The 18,897-nt window shown below is 53.8% G+C and carries 11 protein-coding genes, 1 pseudogene and 1 other annotated feature; of the genes and pseudogenes, 4 read left to right on the top strand and 8 right to left on the bottom strand.

Annotated features, from left to right (window positions below; genetic code table 11):
* Window positions 1-36: 36 nt before the first annotated feature.
* Both KJS40_RS08575 and KJS40_RS08580 read left to right on the top strand, forming a co-directional pair.
* Entirely contained in the window at window positions 37-3,570 is a 3,534-nt protein-coding gene (locus KJS40_RS08575) for a hypothetical protein (RefSeq protein ID WP_213537132.1), read from the top strand.
* Window positions 3,571-3,594: 24 nt separating this feature from the next.
* Window positions 3,595-4,917 (top strand): hypothetical protein, encoded by a 1,323-nt coding sequence (locus KJS40_RS08580; RefSeq protein WP_213537133.1) that lies wholly within the window; start codon window positions 3,595-3,597, stop codon window positions 4,915-4,917.
* Between the two features lie 55 nt (window positions 4,918-4,972).
* Here the strand turns inward: KJS40_RS08580 and KJS40_RS08585 are convergent, their stop codons facing one another.
* The 6 genes and pseudogenes from KJS40_RS08585 to KJS40_RS08610 all read right to left on the bottom strand — a co-directional run bounded on the left by KJS40_RS08585 (window position 4,973) and on the right by KJS40_RS08610 (window position 14,109).
* The gene (locus KJS40_RS08585) at window positions 4,973-6,511 is read right to left on the bottom strand and encodes a tetratricopeptide repeat protein (RefSeq protein WP_213537134.1); all 1,539 of its coding nucleotides are present in this window, start codon (window positions 6,509-6,511) and stop codon (window positions 4,973-4,975) included.
* A gap of 110 nt (window positions 6,512-6,621) precedes the next feature.
* A pseudogene (locus KJS40_RS08590) lies at window positions 6,622-7,849 on the bottom strand (IS3 family transposase).
* Window positions 7,456-7,572, bottom strand: a sequence feature (AL1L pseudoknot). Its footprint overlaps the pseudogene before it by 117 nt.
* A 72-nt stretch (window positions 7,850-7,921) precedes the next feature.
* The gene (locus KJS40_RS08595) at window positions 7,922-11,713 is read right to left on the bottom strand and encodes a CHAT domain-containing protein (RefSeq protein WP_213537135.1); all 3,792 of its coding nucleotides are present in this window, start codon (window positions 11,711-11,713) and stop codon (window positions 7,922-7,924) included.
* 143 nt (window positions 11,714-11,856) lie between these two features.
* Entirely contained in the window at window positions 11,857-12,123 is a 267-nt protein-coding gene (locus KJS40_RS08600) for a hypothetical protein (protein ID WP_213537136.1), read from the bottom strand.
* 348 nt (window positions 12,124-12,471) lie between these two features.
* Entirely contained in the window at window positions 12,472-13,275 is an 804-nt protein-coding gene (gene murI, locus KJS40_RS08605; RefSeq protein WP_213537137.1) for a glutamate racemase, read from the bottom strand.
* A 210-nt stretch (window positions 13,276-13,485) separates the two neighbouring features.
* Window positions 13,486-14,109 carry a hypothetical protein gene (locus tag KJS40_RS08610; RefSeq protein ID WP_213537138.1) on the bottom strand — a complete coding sequence of 208 codons (624 nt, stop codon included), beginning with the start codon at window positions 14,107-14,109 and terminating at the stop codon, window positions 13,486-13,488.
* 332 nt (window positions 14,110-14,441) lie between these two features.
* Here KJS40_RS08610 and KJS40_RS08615 point away from each other — a divergent pair, with 332 nt between their 5' ends.
* Entirely contained in the window at window positions 14,442-14,765 is a 324-nt protein-coding gene (locus tag KJS40_RS08615; protein WP_213537139.1) for a hypothetical protein, read from the top strand.
* Window positions 14,766-14,882: 117 nt separating this feature from the next.
* Here KJS40_RS08615 and KJS40_RS08620 read toward each other — a convergent pair whose 3' ends face one another.
* Entirely contained in the window at window positions 14,883-16,295 is a 1,413-nt protein-coding gene (locus KJS40_RS08620) for a phospholipase D-like domain-containing protein (RefSeq protein ID WP_213537140.1), read from the bottom strand.
* A 135-nt stretch (window positions 16,296-16,430) separates the two neighbouring features.
* On the opposite strand from KJS40_RS08620, the gene KJS40_RS08625 reads away from it, so the two are divergent.
* Window positions 16,431-17,194 (top strand): IS5 family transposase gene (locus tag KJS40_RS08625; protein WP_244859763.1). Its coding sequence is split into 2 segments (ribosomal slippage): window positions 16,431-16,746 and window positions 16,746-17,194, totalling 765 coding nucleotides; the frame shifts between segments, so codons are not numbered across the junction.
* A gap of 373 nt (window positions 17,195-17,567) precedes the next feature.
* Here KJS40_RS08625 and KJS40_RS08630 read toward each other — a convergent pair.
* Complete coding sequence (locus tag KJS40_RS08630) at window positions 17,568-18,620, bottom strand: DUF2278 family protein (protein WP_213537141.1); 1,053 nt, start codon at window positions 18,618-18,620, stop codon at window positions 17,568-17,570.
* Window positions 18,621-18,897: the final 277 nt, after the last annotated feature.

Here is an 18,897-nt window from a genome sequence, read left to right on the forward strand (position 1 = left end):
TCGAAGAGCACGTATCGCGGAGAGGGTCTTACATCCATGGACATCCGCATCTCGGCTCTTTTTGCCTGGTCGGAAATCTTTGGCGGCAAATTCAAGAGCCAGAGCAAGTGCGAACTGGATTTGTCGCAGCAGTACAGCTTGATTTATGCTGATCTGGCTGCGGACAGCAATGGCGGGCTTGATGTTTTTTTGCTGTTGAACGAGGCGTTCGAGACTCAACTACCACCCGGAAAAATCCTGGTGCAGAATGCCGGCTTTTTCACGTTCAGCCAGTCGGGTCAGGGCGCGCCACCTGGCACCACGCTGGCCAGCATTTTCCCCCAATCGCCGATTCCTCCAACCGTGGCTGCAGCAACCAGGATCATGGACGGCAGTTGTGGCTTCTGGTTCACGGTGCAGATCAAAAACATCGACCTGTTTAACAGCCTGATCCAGATCGGTTACGACAAATCGGGGGGGGCCGGCGACGAGCTGTCGCTGTCAGCGGTGTTGGACAAAGGCATCCAGGCCGGCACCGCCGTGAGCAGGGCGGCATACACGGCTTTACTGCCCAGTTTCAAGCTGTTCAATACCTTCGGCTTTGAAAAAATCTCCATCAGCTACCAGTTCATTACTGCCACGCACCTCAGCATCAACGGCAATCTGACGGCGGACTTATTCGGCAAGCAATACGTCTTCTCTGGCGCACTGGTATCGAATGGCGACGACAAAACCGTAACAGCTTGCCTGCAAGCAGCACAGCTGGACGCGAACATCCCCTCGCTGTTCGGTGGGGCCATGACGGGCATTTCCTTTTCAAACCTCGTGTTCGGCATCTACGCCAAACTTGGTCCGTCGGGACAAAACAACTTTCAGGTGCAGGGTTCGGTAAAGGTGGGCTCGGCCCAGCTTACTGGGCAGATTTACCTGCAAGGCAGCGTGCCCGAGGTCGCTAGCATCAAGGTTGACCAGGTCCTGTCGATCGGCGACGTGTTCAACCAGTGCATCGGCGGCTCCGTCTGGCCCACTTCCCTGATCAACATCACCTTTAAGGCGGGCAGCGAGCTCTACTACTGCAAGACAACGGGCACGGGGCCGCTCAGCCTCGACACCTTCGCCTGCCCCGGCTCCCGAAGCACCGCGTCTCCCGGCGCAGGGACTAGTGCCGCGCCGACGAGCAGCGTCCAGTATTCACCCGGGTTTAACATCCAGGCCGTCTTTGACCTGACGCTGATCGCAACCATCGAAGTCAACGGCAACATCCAGATCGAAGACAAAGGCGTCAACGCCTCGATCACACTGGCCGATCCCATCGACATCTATATTCTGACCATCGCAGCGCAGAGTGCGATCACTGCTACCGGCGGGCCGACACTGACAATATCGACAGTCGGCCCCCATCCCTCAATGGCTTTTGCCGGCAGTCTGTGGTTTATGCAGGAGTCTTTCGGCAATCTGATCGTGTCGGCAACCAAGGATACGGCCGGCAACCTGCAAATTGACGTATCGCTGACCTCCCCGTCCGGCTACTCGCCCTTCCTGCCAAAAAACTTCCCGCTGGAGGTGCGCTACAGCAAGAACGGTGGGTTTCAAGTCCTCAACTGGCCGCAGTTTGATTACCTCAGCGAAGCCATTGATTTCATCAAGACCATGCAGCAATTGTCGAGCGAACGCAGGGCGGGCTGCGGCAAGTTGGTGGATTTCACCTTCAGCAAGCTACTGACATCAAGCTTCAATATCGGCTTGTCGTTCGCCACGGAGAGCAGCGGGCTGAGTCTGCACATTAACGGCAGCTATACCCTGTCGTTCGCCGGCGCACCGCTCACCGGGGCATCGATCGCTTTTCCCAGCATGGTATCGATCCCCTTGCCCAGTTCCACCAAACTGTCGGACCTGGGCAAATATATCGATCGGGCTCTTGCGGGAGCGGCAACGTCGTTCGTCCAGGGGCTCCTCAATAACGGCGCGGCGATTGCCACACTGATCGCCCTCACGGCCGGCAAGGATGCCGCCTCCTATGCAGCCACACTGGCCTGCCAAAACCTGGTTGACAGCGCGGTGGCCGATGCGGTGGCCGAAAGCGCAGCCACAGCGGCCGAGGCTGCCGAAGCTGCTGCTGCCGCCGGCAATGCTGCCGCCGCAGCGGCGGCAGCAGCAGCAGGCATAGCCGCCGTTCTCGCTGCCTTCGGTGGCACGGGCACCGGTACTGGAACCGGTACGGGCACCGGTACTGGAACCGGCACGGGCACGGGCACCGGCAGCACGCAGAACCCGCCCACCAACCCCACCGTGAGCTGCGCCAACAATGTGGTGACCTTGAAGTGGGGCACAGGCGAAGGTAACACCGGCTATAACGCCCAGTTGCTCGATAGCGCCGCGAAAGTGCTGCTCAATCAGCCAGGCGATTTCGCGGCACGCTCGGCCGCCTTCACCTTTGACTCCGGCTGGCAGTCCGGCAGCTACACCGCCCAAGTCCAGGGTATCCGGGGATCAATGGGCACCGCTTGGGTCGACGCGCCGTTCCAGCGCCTGCCGGCACCGACAGACTTGACCGCCCAGCCCGACAGCAGCATCACCCCGCCTGATGCCGGGGTGACATTGAGCTGGTCAGGCGTGGAGGGTGCTCTTTGCTACGTGCTCTCGAATACGCATGCGGGCAACGCCTGGAAACTGGACCAGCCAATCCAGGCGACCGTGGCAGGACAGCCACCACCAACACAGTGCAGCATACCGTTCAGCAAGGATGCGCCCGTCGGCGATTTCAGCCTCACCCTGATCGCCCAGGGCGGCGCCACCACTCTGCCCAGTCCGACCAGTGCGCCGCTGACCCTGACCCGCTTTGGCGCCCCCCAAAACCTCCAAGCGACAGCCACGGGAAGCATGGTGACCCTCAGCTGGCAGCCGGTGACAGGCGCCCCCAACTACCAGGCGCTCGTCACCGATCCGGACAGCCGGCTCCAGGTGAACCCGCTGACCCCGAGCCCAGACGGCAGCAACCTTCTTGCGTCACTTCAACTCGGGGACGTCCCGGGCACGACGCTCATCTACCATCTGGCCGTACAGGCCTTGCCTGCTTCGGGCCAGTCGAATGTCATTGCCGGGCCTCCGTCCATCTCGGTGAGTGTGACCATACTAGCGTATGCAACTGCCGGTGAGATGGCGAAATCCCTCCACAACGAGCAGGTCGATGGCGCCAGTTGCGGCCAACAATTGTTGCAGGCCTTCCCGACCAGCACGCTCGACACCATGGCCACCGCCATGGCGCAAGCCGGGTATGCGTCCGCCGAGACCGCCAAAGGCCTACTCGCGGCCTGGCCACAAACCCCGCCAGCAGCACTTTCTGCGGCCTTGGTCCAGGCCTATCCGAGCTTGGCAGAGACCGCCCTGAGCCTGCATGACCAGGGCGTAGCGGCGGCCGCGTGCGGCCCGATCTTGCTCAAGGCCTTCCCGAATCTCAGCGTCAACGACTTGGCCACTGCCATGGCACAAGCCGGGTATATGGCTAATGACACCGCCAATGGCTTGGAGGCCGCCTTCCCTGCACTTTCCCCGCTACAGATGTCCATCGCGCTGAAGCGCGCCTATCCCTGATGCATACTTGAAAGGAATGAAACCATGACACTTAATGTACAACGGTTAGTCAATCTCTTGCTGCCCCTGCAGCAACAGGGCATGTCGCCGCAGCAGTCGGCACAGTCGGTGATGTCAACAACGGCGCCAAGTATCACCGCGATGGTCGACTCCCATGAAATGCTCCTTCAACAAAGCGCATTCATGGCGCAAGCCCTGGTCATTGTGTTTGAGTCACTAACCCCCGCCGATCTCGCCACCATTCTTCATTGCAACTACCCTGACCTCTCCGCCGTCGACGTCGGCAAAATTATTCTCGAGCCCAATGTGTTTCCAAGCACCATCCAGGCGGTGATGCAAAGCGCGTTGATCACTGCGGGATTTGACCCAGACACGGTGGTAAATGCTATCAAGATCCTCTACCCCGCCCCGCCTGCGCTCGTCCGCTTCGCCGCCATCGCGACATCGATGCAGACCGGCAATCGGGGTATCGAGTTCTGGTCGTCGGGTACCAGCGGCCAGGTCTGGACGTTGTACCAGTGCACTCCAGGTGCGGACTGGAGCAACTGGGAGGGACCCGGCTTCAAGGGGCAGCCAAGGGCACTGCGTCAGCTTGCTGCCGCGCTGCAGAACAATGGTAATGCGATGTTAGCCGCGCTGGACGACGACGGCAGCGTCTGGACATGCGGCCAAGGTAGCCCCGGCGGTGACTGGAACGGCTGGAATGGACCCAATGTGGGCGGCCAGCCTAGATCCTTTCAGAACCTTGTGGCATCGCAACAGGGCGGCAGTCGGGGCGTCGAACTATGGGCGTCGGGTGACGACGGTCAGGTCTGGACGTTGTATCAGCTAACGGCCGGGAGATCCTGGAGCCATTGGGAGGGGCCAGGCTTCAAGGGGCAGCCGACACCGATGTTCAAGCTGGCCGCCGCCCAGCAAAACAACGGCAACGTGATGTTCTGGGGCCTCGACGGCACAGGTCTGCTGTGGGGCATCAGCCAGAATTCTTCCGGCGGCGACTGGGGCGCGTGGCAAGGTCCCGGCGTTGGCGGCCAGCCTGAACCCTTTATTGATATCGCTGCATCGGAGCAAAAGGGGGTACGCGGGCTGGAGGTCTGGGGAGTCAGCGCAAGCGGCCAGATATGGACGCTGTATCAGCTCACCGCAGGCGGCCCGTGGAGCCGTTGGGAAGGCCCGGGCTTCAAAGGCCAGCCTGTTCCCATGAGCAAGGTTGCGGCGGCCTTGCAGAATACGGGCAATGTGCTGCTATGGGGTGTCGACAACGCTGATCAGCTCTGGCGGATCGAGCAAGGCTCGCCCGGAGGCGACTGGGGCGGCTGGGTCCAATCCAGCATGCCGCCGAGCTGAGCGCTGCAAGAAGTGGGAATGATGGCCACCGATGCCGGTACGCCTTGTGACCCACTCACTCTTTTTTTGCGGCCTCCCTTTCGCCATAAAGCATGGTTATATTAACTCTTTTATTAATATATCCAGGGCGAAATTCGAGAGGCGCCGTTGCATGAAAAAGATCTGAATTAAATATAATCGCCCTGTTGCAGCGATAGGGTATGACTATACACTTGGCATCAGATGATTTCAGAAAAGTGGATATTTTATCTCCTTGCCGGTTGTAAGCATCAAAATCCCAATCCATTGGCGCCTCTATATCATAAATAATGAGTCCGCCAGACTCACTATTCTGATTGGCTCCATCCGGAGTAATCCAAAAATTCACATTCACGGCAGCAAAATCAGCATGAGGATGTGTTGAGGGTTGGTTATGCCGGTATTTATAGGCCCACATTTGCAGCAAAGGATGCTTCTTTCCAATCACATTCGGAAAAACAAACTGCATTTCTTCAGCAATCTGGAGCAGCAGCGGACAGTTGAATCCCTCCCTGAAGAAGGCGCCCAAACGGTCGTGCGAGTAGCTGTTGCTATGCCAAACTGTGGATTCTAGGCAAAATTTCTGTAGTTCTGAAAGCGCTTCATCAGACAGGAAATCATCAATAATAACGATGCCTAATTTACTTTTCAGATATTTCTGCTCTGCATGCTTGCTCGATTCAGAAACTGCTACTGCATTTCCAGGAAGTTTGTTCGCCGGATAATGATGAATAATGCGGCCATAGGTATTTTTTATTTCTGGCGCGTTATATATGCTTTCCTGCAATGCGGTGTTGTTTTCATCAAGGCGATTAATCGCCATTGAATAGTAATTTATAATGTCATCGAATTCCTGGTCGAGCAGACCTTTATCGCGCAAATACTGATATTGCTCAAGATCATGCTGCAACTTGCCCCTTGACAGCTTTGGTGTTGGCAATGCCACGTCTGGCGGGGCCGCAGTGGCATGTGCGAGCATTGGATGGTAAACGCTGGCTTTTGTTACCGCCGCATAGCAGGTAGCCCATTGCCCGGCATCAGAGAAATCATTAACTCTGAGTGCCGTACTGATCAGGTTATCCAATACCTGGTGATCTTCCGGATATATATTGGCCAGAAACAACCACATCGACCTCGCTTCTGCAAATTTCCCGATAAAAAAATAGAGGTTTGCAAGAAGATAGGCGAGATTCGCTTGCGCCAACTCTTGCGTGGCATCAATCTGCAGAGCCCTGTTGTAGCAGACCAAAGCCTCCTCATTTCTGCCTTGTGCCTGCAAAACCCAACCAAGATTGTTGTGTGGCATCGGCCACTCGGGCGCTAACGCAATGGCAGCCCTGAAGCATGCCTCAGCATCAATATGCTGACGAGACAGGCACATTTGGTGCCCCTGCTCAATCTGTCCAAGAGCGCCACTGGGCGTATGGTGCGCACTTAAATCACATCCGGCACCCGCATCTGTTCCATATCGGGCCTGACCAGTTTTTTGGACTTTAACAGTGCGCCCAACATCATGATTTGCAGCAGGCGCTTTTTCCGTTTCAGAATGACCTCCCATAGACACTTCAGTGACCAAAATCTCAAACTCCTTAATGAGGGCCAGGAAACTTTCTAACCATCCATCTTAACTGAATTCTTGACTTTGTATGAACCGCCCCGGGTTTCATGGAGGCTGTTTGGTTTAAGTTAGACTTCTACCGTGGTCCTTTCGGCCAGTTGCTGATAATAGTTTATCCCAGCTTCAGCGGGCGGAATGTAACCGATAGGTTCGAGTAACCGGTGGTGGTTAAACCAGGATACCCATTCCGGGGTCGCCAGTTCCACAGTGGCCTTGGTTTTCCAGGGTGCTCGGCGATGGATCAGCTCGGCCTTGTACAGCCCGTTGACTGACTCAGCCAAGGCGTTGTCGTAGCTGTCTCCCCGACTGCCTACGGAGGGCTCAATCCCAGCTTGGGCAAGACGTTGCGTATAGCGAATGGAGATGTATTGCGATCCTCTGTCGCTATGATGCACCAGAGCATCGGCTTGCTCGGGCTGGCGAGCGTAGAGTGCCTGCTCCAGGGCATCGAGCACGAAATCCGTGTGCATGGAACTGCTCACGCGCCAGCCCACGATGCGCCTGGAAAATACGTCAATCACGAAGGCTACATACAGCCAGCCCTGCCAAGTCGAAACATACGTGAAGTCTGAGACCCAAAGCTGATTAGGACGATCCGCTTTGAACTGCCGGTTGACCCGGTCCAATGGGCAAGGTATTGCCGCGTCGGCAATCGTGGTTCGCACAATCTTGCCACGCCGCACGCCTTGCAGGCCTTGGCGTTTCATGAGTCGCTCTACCGTGCAGCGAGCCACATGGCGACCTTCACGGTTCAGTTGTCGCCAGACTTTGTCAGCGCCGTAGACCTGCATATTGGCTTGCCAAACCCGTTTGATTTCTGGATGCAGCATGTCATCACGCCTGGCGCGAGCACAACGCAATGCAGGATTCCTCTGCTGTGCGGCATAGCGTCGATAGCCTGATGGGGCAACCTGCAACACCTTGCAGATCGGCTCGACCCCGTAGGCATCCCGATGCTGGTCGATAAACTGCCTCAGGACTTGAATCGGCGGTCGAGCTCCGCCTGGGCGAAAAAAGCGCTCGCCAGTCGCAGAATCTCGTTGGCTTTGCGCAGTTCTCGAACTTCGCGCTCCAGCGCTTTTATCCGGTCGCGCTCGGCGCCGGTAACGCCATCGCGCATGCCAGTGTCGATCTCGTGTTTACGGACCCAATCATGCAAAGTCTGAGGAACACAACCGATCTTGGGCGCAATGGATTCAATGGTTGCCCACAAGGATGGATACTCGCCACGGTGTCGAACACCATGCGGGCCGCACGCTCACGCACTTCGGGGGAAAACTTGTTTGATTTCTTCATGGCTCCATTCTCTCAGATGTTGGAGCCTCCTCAAAACCCGCGGCCGTTCAGGCTTGCCTCAGCACCCGTATATTAGGTAAACCTCGCCTGCGGGTGGCCATAAACCACATACGCTAACCACGTCGCTTCGCCCTCTTTTTTAACTTTAGCGCGGGCGCTCTTCGTCGCTTCTGCAATATTGACCTTTTTATCCTTGATCTGTGAATAGAATTCCTCGGTGAATATCCTTGCTGGCGCATCGCCTATTGACCAGAGTGCTCCGACAAACACGCTAGCTCCTCTGCTTAGAAAAGCCTCAGCAAAACCGCCCGTTCCGGTCAGCTTATAGCTTGCTTGGCCGATCTGGCAGGCGTTAAGCACTATCATTGGACCCGGCTTGCCATTACGCCGGAGGTTACTGAAAGCCATCGCGGTGGTCGCGCTGAATGTATCCTTAACGCGGTTCCCTTTCTCGAAGCGAACTTGAAGCAGGAGGGAGGCATCCCTGTTGTTGTCGTTCTCGGCCTCACCGTGACCGGCGAAATGAAGTAAATCAAATGCATCAGGTGTAGAAAGTAGCTTGCGCACGGCTGCAGAGGTCGGCTCGACAGCCTGCGCATCAAACGTTTCTTGCAAATATTTTGCCTCTTCAAGTGTTTCAGGTAATTCATCTGGACTGGGGTAATTCGGAATCAGGTAATATGCACGGCCTCTCTCTATTGTAATGGTTTCCTTAGGCCAACCGGCTTTATGCAGCCAGCGCACCAAACCTAGCTCACCAAGGAAGCGCGTACCTTCTCCGAGCGATTTGCCTGGTTCGACTATATGCACAACCTCCCACGGAATAAATGGCTCTTCAGCAATAACCATAATGTTGTCAATCTGATCACGGTGCAACCATAAAGCCTTCTGGATCTTGACCGGCACGAGTTCATCATATAACTCGGCTCCATATGCCCGCAACTCCTCATAGAAATCCTCGACGTCGCTCTTGCTGCTCACCCAGCGCTTCTCGATGGTATCGTAGAGCTTTTTGACGTACTGTTCGCGACTGCCCTTGATCGGATTCGAGACATCCCATTCGAGAAGGCCGAGCTTCGGGCTTTGAAGCTGATAACGGTATCGTAGCTCACCTCCGTTAATCTGCTCAGTGATGAAAAGCTGGGTTAATGGCTCTGAAAGTGGTGGCGCTTCCGCCGAATTTGCCTCTGTAGCGACTCGGCTAACACCCTTCGAGCGCTTAGTGACAATACGTGGCGTCAGTGTGAGTTGAACCAAGGGCACTTGACGCTGGCGAGCGATTACCCAAAGTTCGCCTTCGCCGCCGTCATCATGTGTAGCACGTACATCAAAGAAAAATTGCTGCGGCTTTTTCTCCTCGGGAGGTTCAATCTCTATGCGGTCCTCGTCGCTGGTCAGCTCAAAGTTACGCTTGGGAATGACTTGGATGAGAAGCTTTCGCGTGGGATCTACCTGAACTGGCGTCGCGCTTTCAGCTGCCGCGGCATGGATGATTCCCCCTATGACTTCACGCGAGACCGTGACCTCGACGGTAGTGACGTGCTTGAGCTTCACTTCCCCCTCCATCTCCGCGCGAAAGTGGCACTGCACTTGGGAAACCTGGGTTGATTTATGGCCATGCCCGTGGCCGAGGGGTGCGGGACCGAATGTCGGCATTACCTCGCGGGCAACGATGTAATGCTCCGGCTTGTTTGGTTCCAGGACTTGTTTTGCTTTTTCTACCAAGCTGGCGGTGTTCGATAACTTCCTTTTTTTTGAAATAACCCCCACTGGGTAACCCTTCGTGACAACGATTCCGACTTCGCCTAGGGCTGGTCCCATTGCGCCGGACCGAACCGATGAGATCGAAAAGGTTTTCAGGTGATCCATGTTGAGCAATTCGAACTTATCGGCGAGTGATCCAGTTTCGTTTCGGTGAGCCTCAAGCTTATTCAAAAGCTTCCCAGTGGGCATTGCATAGCTAAAATTCAAGCCCCTAGGATCGCTTCCGAGAGGATCCTGCATTACGACATAGCTCGGTGCTTTTGTTTCAAGTTCTACGATCACTTCGTTTACCGGTGTCATGACATCGGCTACTAGGATGTCAGTGTCTACCATCGCCGGTATGTCGCCCAAGATAACCCCACCTGGTGTTAAATCCTGCAGAGGCTCAAGTTCTGGGCCAGCGCGCTTTTGTGCCCTCGTTCTCATCGATACAGACTCAACGGCTGGCGCGGCAAGCTGGAGCCAGCGTGTAAGTGCGTTAGTCACCTCTGGGTGGATGAAATAATTGAGGTGGTATACCTGAGGGGTAGCGCCAAAATCGAGCGTGTCCCGCACGAATTGCCCCGCGTGGGGGTCAATCTTTGTCATCGATGGCGTGTCAACTACGAGATCGTTGGGCGCATTCTTCATCAACTGATCAACAAACTTGTCAGCTAGTGCAAGTACCAGCCGACGTGGTAGTTCTTTTGGTTCGTGATCTCCATTGAGGACGCGCGCTTCGAACGCAGAGGTAATCGCGTAATACCATGTCTTCTCTGGGGTCGGCTGGCCAGGCTGGGTCTGATTGATCCTGTTGATAAAATCCCCGTCCGGTTCCATTGCTGCCAACCCGGGCACGCCATTCTTTGTGACTGATTCGGTAGCCATGTATTTAACCAGCGCACCGAGCCCCTGCAGCGCTTCTGAGAGGACTTTCATCGGTACGGCGGCCTGTGGCATTTGGCCTAGGGCACGAGCCAAGCCAGTGGCTAGATTGGTGTAAAGATCAATCAGGGCATGCCAGTTATCCGGTTCAGCGAGAGCGGTGCCACCATTGGTGGAACCTACAAACACCGCTCGCTCGAACCGGGCAGGCCAGTTCACTGCGGGCAGCAGATGTTCGACGAGGCTACGCAATACTAAGGCCCCACGGCTAAATGCAATGGAGTCGATCTGGGGAGCATGTATCCAACTCCTGCACTGCAATCGTCTGAGCAGATCCACTGCATTCGTTAGCGGATCCTCACTTAGCGTCGGGTGATTAAAACCGATCACTGCATCGTAGTTCGACAGCAAGCCCGCGAGAAATTCACGCCCCCATGGTGTGCTGCCGAGCTCACCAAAACTACCAATGGTGCTTGAAAACGTCCCGTGCACGAACAGCAGGATTCTTGCTGCCCGGTCCTCCGGCAACGAAACAGCAGATATATCCTCGACGCACTGCCATTGGTTTGGATCTTCTGAATTGATGAGCACAATTCCACGGGAAACGTTTCGCTCGAGGAAAGGCATCACGTGGCCGACAAGGATTCTTGCGGCAAACTTCAGCACCAGAACCTTAACTTTTGAATAAATCAGATCGGTAAAAAAGCCACGCCGATCTTTCCGGCGCTCTCGCGTGCTCGCCGCGTACACGTCAATACTGAATGTTAATCGCCGGACCTTCGCCACTTTGCGCCCGCGATGCGCGCCAGGCATAGCTATGTCAGTGCGTTGGGTCGGAAAAACCCAAGAATATACGCCGTCCTGCTCAAGGAGCACGGCGGCATCTTCACTTGGCTGTACATCAATCTCGAGCTCCGTGCTTTGCTTCTCGGGCACGCTCGGGGCGCCGCGACGGCGCACCCCTGTCATAGGTGTTGGCTCGAGTTCTGGCTTAAACTCGACCGCGTCCACAAGCTGCATCTCCTGTTTTTCCAGTGCTTCGAGGATGGCGGCACTTTCGAGCGGAAATTCTCCCGTCGGTATTGTGGTCGAGTCTAACTGCTGCATCCCGAGCTCGTTTTTTAAGCGGCGCTTTACCATAGGAGGCGAGGATGCCAAGTCAATCGCAGCTGTGCTAACGGAGTAGGTATCAGGCAAGGTGATCCTAAGCCCGCTTGGACGAGTGGTTTCCGGCATGTTAGCTCCTTTCTTTTATTGTTATTTACAGCTAGGCAGACGTCTTCTGATTAGCCTGCGATACTTGAATTCCGTTTCAAGCCGTAATAATTACTTCCTGGTTTTCTCTCGGTATCAGTAGCTCTTACCTGCCCGCTTATATGCTAAAACCAAGCACTCTTTTTCCCCAGATAGGGGAGCCGAGGATGCAGAACAAGTTCCCACCTTTCATTGCCCACGGATCCCATATCTTTATTAATCCGCTCTTGGAAGTCAAAACGTGTTTCAGTCTCATAACGGCAGGAATATCCCATCCGGTTTTCCCGCTTTTGGGACCCGTCGAGTACGTATTCCACTTGTTTTTGAGCAAAAACTGACGATGTAATCAGTAGAATCAAAACATGCCAGAAGATACGTTTTGCGTAGAGCATTTCAATTCTTTATAGCAGACAAATGTCTAGTTTGGCGGGTTGGTTACGGCGGACAATTTCTTTAGCTTTCCCTGTTCTGATTTTTCTATTCCTGACGTTGAGGAACTACTTCAGATCCAGGGAACGGGAGAGAATGATAACGTCCTTTATCATTCATAAAAAATAGAGGAATTAAACTACATCTCACAAGGGCTAGTCCTAGCGAGAGATCAACAGCTGTTTGCCATCTCCATGCAGAAAGGGCGTTATCGTCAGATCCGCCGGAATATTGCTGGGGGAATATCGTATTATCAATTCAGATGATCTGGACGTCCTGTTCGGCCACTGCCCGAACGCCGAATTTTGGCGCTAAAATGCCGCGGTCACATCGACCAGTTCTATATCGGCAGCCACCAATCTTTTATCGAAGAATTTGGAAGCATTGACAGCAAAGCGCACAGGATCGTCAGTTGCCAGTATTTTAATTTGACCCCCTGTTCCTGTAATCCCCGAAAGCTGCCTTGCAGCCGCTTTACCGCTGTTGATGAGAGTGACAGATGGCCCAAGAATGTCCCGGAAGAGAGCTTCAAAAACAGGAAAATGAGTGCACCCCATAATCAACGTATCCGGAGCCTCGGCTGTGTCGAATATGGGATCAAGATACTGGCGGATTGTAGCTGTGGCAATCGGACCTGAAGACCAGCCCTCCTCCGCAAGAGCAACCAGCATCTGACAGGCTTGGGACGATACTTTTATATGAGGATTGATTTTTTTCAGTTTCTTTTCATATATTCCGCTCTGGATCGTGCCGAAGGTAGCGATAACGCCGATATGCTGATTCCTTGTTGCCTGAACCGCCGCTGCCGCAGCTGGCTCAATCATGCCGATCACCGGCAGCGGAGCCGCCAGCGCGCGTACCACATCCAGCGCATGAGTCGAAGCGGTATTGCAGGCGATCACGATGGCTTTTGGATTATAGTTCAGCAGAATTCTGCACAAGCTTTGGCTATAACGCTGCACGGTTTCAGGACTTTTGGTTCCATAAGGAAGGCGAGCCGTATCTCCTAGATAGACATAAGATTCTTGCGGATAACGCTTTTTCAGCGCCTGAAGAACGCTTAGTCCTCCAATACCGGAATCGAATACAGCTACGGGGGAAAATATTTTTGGCACTATGGAAATCAGCTCCTCGCTTCTGCCAATCCTCGATAGCAACCTGCCATGGCTGCGATGCGAGGGATACCCCTAGAGGCAAGGTTAAGAAAATACTCACACTCGTTGAGTTTGTCGTCTGGGTCTGGAATGGCAGACATATCAACTTGCTCGAGCAAGCCGCCGAGATCAATCATCCCACATTGAAGATATGCCTGTCGCGCATGCACGTTAATATTTAGCTACGCTAATTGGATGGCCGTAAGGATTTCCTCGTAAACGATACAATAATTCAGAGGTCGCCGATTCTAACCCTGAATGTGATTCCTTAAGTGCCGTGGCATACTCAACCAACGCTTTATGGCGAGCATTTGCATGTGATTCGTATACAGGATTACGTGTTTCCTGGAATAAGAAGCAATCACGCTCCCACTGTTGCAAAAGATCATTATTCAAGCGTACCGTATCAATCATGGTTCGTGCTTTCGCATATGTCGCTATTATTTGCTTTCTTAATTCCTGATCCTTGATTTTCCCAATGGAAGAAGCATTGGCATTGTAAATAGTGAAATAATCTTGAGTCAGCGGCCAGTGTGAAAGCATTGGTTCATTATTAGCTAAGGCTACGATATCAGCACCCGCTCCCGCCTGATAGATTTCCCAGAGAGTTTCTATTTCGTCGTGAAAGGCTTGACGTAGCCCGTGGACGTGCTCGGTGTCTCGCCGATCCGTATCTTTTTTCTGAAGCCGGTGTATCCAGCACACCCCGACCAACGTTAATCCGCTTCCTATAAGCGTTGGAATTATGTTTACTGTAAGCGCTGAGATTAGCGAACTCCCATCAATATTAATCACAAAGCCTCCAAATAATAGAGTCTACGGACTTCTATGGAGCCGCCTTGAGCAAATTTTTCACCCATTTTTTCATGGCACCGTCACGGAACCATGCGGATGCTTTTGTGTGGACCGGGGTTTCAAGTGATTCTGCACCTGCAATACCGGACAAATTCTATTTGTTGCTAACAGCAAGCGTGCACACACATCCCGCGCACATCCTTTAACCTTTTATAAAACAGGGTTAAGAGCGGTACCGCACAGACCGCTTTCTGATTCGCGCCCATCATTCCAACCTATTTTTGTAAATAGAATGTTCTGGTGAGTATGTTTCTTTGAAATAGGAGGTCACAATGGAAAAGAAATTATTCATGTCACTTGTTCTGCCCGCTGCAATGGTATTCGCAACCTCGGCTTTTGCCGGAGAAGAGGAGAGAATTCAGTGGACGGATGTACCGCCTGCGGTTCAGAAAACGATAACCGATCACGCAGGGGGCGGAAAAATCGAGGAAATTGAGAAGGAAACGAAAACGCAACACGCTCGAGTCCTTCATTTCGACAACGACAAAATTGTTACCGTTTATGAAGCCGAGGTAGAAAAACCAGACGGCAAGGAGATTGAGATCAGGGTCGGCGAAGATGGCAAGCTCATCAAGATAAAACAACTGTGCATATAAGAGCGAAAGACTATAAAAAACGATGGAAAACCGACGATAGGAAACGGATTGCTCCAGGCAGTGATGTCATACGTATAAATCGGGATCGGGATGGCAAGAGTTTTCGGGTTGTCACAGTCAGGAGGTGGTCCAGTATCGAATCTCCTGAGCTTTAGCTTGCAACTCATCTTTTAGCCATTGGTCATCGTCGTCGAGAGAACTCCAGGGGACCTTCCCCTGCGCGAGCATCTCACGGATATACGATCGGAAGCGGTAATGCTGATATACCGACATGACATGAGTCGCATAGGCTATAGCGAGTTTCTTATGGCCACGCACGATTACCAGATTTTCATCGTTTTTCTTGCTCGCCGGCTCAGAGAAATTATGGCTTCCCGTCACAACCACGGGATGCTCGGATAGCGGGTCGATCACGAGTATTTTGGAGTGCACGATCGCGTGGCCGATTTGCTGGAAGGTTTTGCGAGTGACTTCTACGATCCAGGGACCCAATGCCACGCCTATTCCTTGCGGTTGAAGCACCGTATACCGGTCGGGTTTGAATTTTCTATCACTACTGACAAGACTGATATCCAGCACGTTCTTGTCGCCATCATCCTTGCCCAGCGTGCTGACTACCCCGCGCACATACATTTTTTTTTCGTTGGCCCGCTGACCGGCCAACATATGCAGTCCGGCTTTTCCGGGCGTGAACATGAGAAAGAGGATCGAATCGTTCGCCGAGCTGATGATCTCCCGGAGCGCGTCCATGTCGCGGCCATTCGATGTACGCGTGAACCAGACTGTGACTTTCGCTGCTCCGATAGAAAAAGAGTGAGGCTTGTCGTTGGCTTCGATCAGCGTCGCGGGAAACCCGGCCGGGACGGTATCGGGAGGCGAGGCATTCTTCAGACGATCCCACTGCTGGCGATACAATCGCGCAATAGCCTCATCTTCGATAAGCAATCCATTGTTGACCTGGGTACAGAGCCCGGTCGTGCTCCAGTTGGTGCTTCCGGTCCAGACCGCCCTGGGTCCCGCCGCATCCGATAAAACAAGGAATTTGTTGTGGCCTAGCCCTTTCGATTTGAGCAGCCGATCGATGATCGAAACGCCGTTATCGTGCAAGTTCAAACGTGCAGCCTTGTTTCCATCGCCAGACGCATCCGACCCATTGGCGAGAATGACATGCAGCCGCGATGCGAGTGCGATCATCGCACTCTCGAGCTTACTGTCTCCCAGCTCATATAGCGCTGCGTAAAGCTCGGCATCGCGTTGCGTATCTTCTAGAAGCTCCATAAGCCTGGTGCCGAGATCACCTTCAAGGAAAGCACGAAATTCCGGATCGACACTTTCTTGAAGTTGCTTCTTGAACTTTGCCGGTGTGAGGTGATTTTTTTCCAGATACCGTGCGACAAATTGGGAAAGCACAAGGCCTCGATTAAAGAAACACGAGAATCCATCACCCGCATCGGTAGTAAGTTTCGCCCACCTCGACCAGTCGCTCGCCTCGCCTTTTTTTAAAGGGGATTTACTGCCATCTTCGATCATTGCCGTCACCCGATAACGAACTTCGGCCCCTACGTCAATGGCATGATCTGTCCAGTTGAAGCGCTGAAACGGCCATTTACTAGGGCCTGTTAACTCTAATAATCATATCGCATGTATTCAGGTATACTTGCGGGCATGGAAATCACTCAAGCCCAGTACGAGCGAATCGTACACTGCCTGCCGCTTCAGCGAGGCAATGTCAGTCTCAGTAATCTGAACGTATTGAACGCCATTCTGTATGTGGCCGAGCATGGCTGCAAGTGGCGCGGTCTGCCCAAACGCTTCGGTAATTGGCATACCATCTACACGCGCATGAACCGCTGGAGCAAAAGCGGTGTACTGGATCAGGTGTTTGAGCAGTTGCAGCGTGAACAGATCGTTCGCGTCAAGATCGAGGCCGTTTCCCTGGACAGCACCATTGTGAAGGTTCATCCGGACGGCACCGGGGCATTAAAAAAAACGGTCCCCAATCCATCGGCAGATCCAGAGGCGGGTGGACCACCAAGATTCATATGGTTGCCGCGGATGCTCGAACGGCTATAACGTTTGCACTGTCCCCCGGACAGGCTCACGATGCGGTGGAGGGGCGTAAGCTGCTCGGCAGCCTGGACAAGCCCCGTTGGCCAGTTCATCTGGTAATGGATCGCGCCTACGAGGGAAATGAAACACGGCAACTGGCGTTGGATCTTGGTTTCATTCCGGTAGTTCCGCCCAAGGCCAACCGGGTTGAGCCTTGGGAATACGACAAGGTTATGTACCGGCGGCGTAACGAGATTGAGCGATTGTTCAGGAGACTGAAAGGATTCCGCCGTATCTTCTCGCGCTTCGAGAAACTGGATGTAATGTTCACTGGTTTCATCCACTTTGCTTTGATCGTCGAAGCACTTAGATTGTGTTAACAGGCCCTAGATGGCTCGTGATCACCGGATTTGGGTTTGTCCTTTTTGAACCCAAGGCGGTTCTCGACGACTTCAACCTTTTCTTTTCCCCGCGTCTTACGCGCCCGCTCCAGCATGAAACCACGACAGCCCGGTATAAACCCAGCCGGCGCCCAGGCTACGAACGCATCATCGCTATTTGTATAAACTGCAACCTTCATGTCTACCCTCTATCTTGGTCTCATCGGCTATCTTGATGATTCCTCACAAGCCGTTCTCCGCAGCTCTCTCCATTGCGACGAACGCGATCACCGTGAACCGGTTGCCCGGTTTAATCGAAACCGAGATCGTGCTCAAGGCTAAGCGTGCAACCTTGATCCAGATGCCGGCCCGTTCAGAACTTCACCGTCCAGCCCGGATTTCGTGCCTGCTCCTTGGTGTAGGCCACCCCATCCACGCGCAAACCATCGCCGTTCAATATCGTGATGATTCCACCCTTGTTGGGCAGAACAACAGGCGGTTCAAGTTGCACACGCAATGTCTCCCCAGCCGTAATGGACCCTTTTAGCGCCATCCTGTTTTTGTCGCGATCCGCAATGTTCCAGCCATCAAGCGAAATTGTCTGATTGGTGGTGTTCAAGAGCGTTACAAATTCGATCTCGGGCGACCGGCTGCTATTGACGAGCGCTGCGACAATTCGGATCGCCCCGTCCGGCATCTCCGGGGTGGGTTGTCCCCCTGGAACGAACGGGCGAGACACTACGTTCTCGTCTGATGGGGGACCACTGGTTTCGGTATGAATCTGATGTCCGGTCTTGTCATCGGTATGCCAGGTCTGGGACTGGAACTTCAAAAATACGCCGACCCATTGACTGGTCCGGGGAAAATGAAACAACAGGGCACCATCCTGATATACCCCGTCATCGCCCTTGAAACGCCCTGCGTTACCCTGATTCATATGGATATCATGAACACCATTGCCGGGAATAAAGCCGAATATCTTGTCGGTTTTGTTGTTTTCAGGGCCCCACCGCTGACCAAAGGCATAAGCAAGCGCGTCCTCGTCCGCCATGGCACGCTGTACGAACTGATCGATTTTCTCGTTCAAATCGTTATCCGGACCGGGTGCGCTGAGAGGGAGCACACGCATATCGCGCGGATCAAACAGGTTGCCGCGTATAAAGTCGAGTGCGGCCCCACCCGGCCTGGATTGAAGAGGAAGCCAGCCGAGAGGCTTGTCGATCAACTCCGCCAGGAGCGGATGGTCGAACCTTGAATCCACGAGAAATTCCAGCTCGGACGGGGCGAGTTGCGAGGTAACGTTCACCGCGATGCGATAGTGGGTCGTATCGTCCACGATATGGATCTGGTAATGCGGATTGGCGCCCGAGGCGAGTTGGCGGTTCACCGGCCGGCCCTTCAGTACTCCATATGCGTTTAGTGGCATGCTTTCCCCCTTTTTAAAAATTCGCGTCGCTACGCAAAGAATTGCTGTGCTCTGCTATCAACATAGATCATGTTGCCTCGATGTCAATCCTGATGATGGAAACGAATCGCATAAGTACGCCATCCCGGCATCAGGCTATCGGGTCGCAAGCCCGCATTCAAAACAGATGACCAGAGCCCACCCTATTCGGGCAAACCAGCAATCTTCATCCTTGGAAATATCTATCTGATTACTGCCGCTTCTGTGAAAGGGCCGCTGCTCAGCTTGAATATTTCGT

It is taken from the genome of Nitrosospira sp. NRS527, from assembly GCF_018406445.1.
GTDB classification, from domain to species: domain Bacteria; phylum Pseudomonadota; class Gammaproteobacteria; order Burkholderiales; family Nitrosomonadaceae; genus Nitrosospira; species Nitrosospira briensis.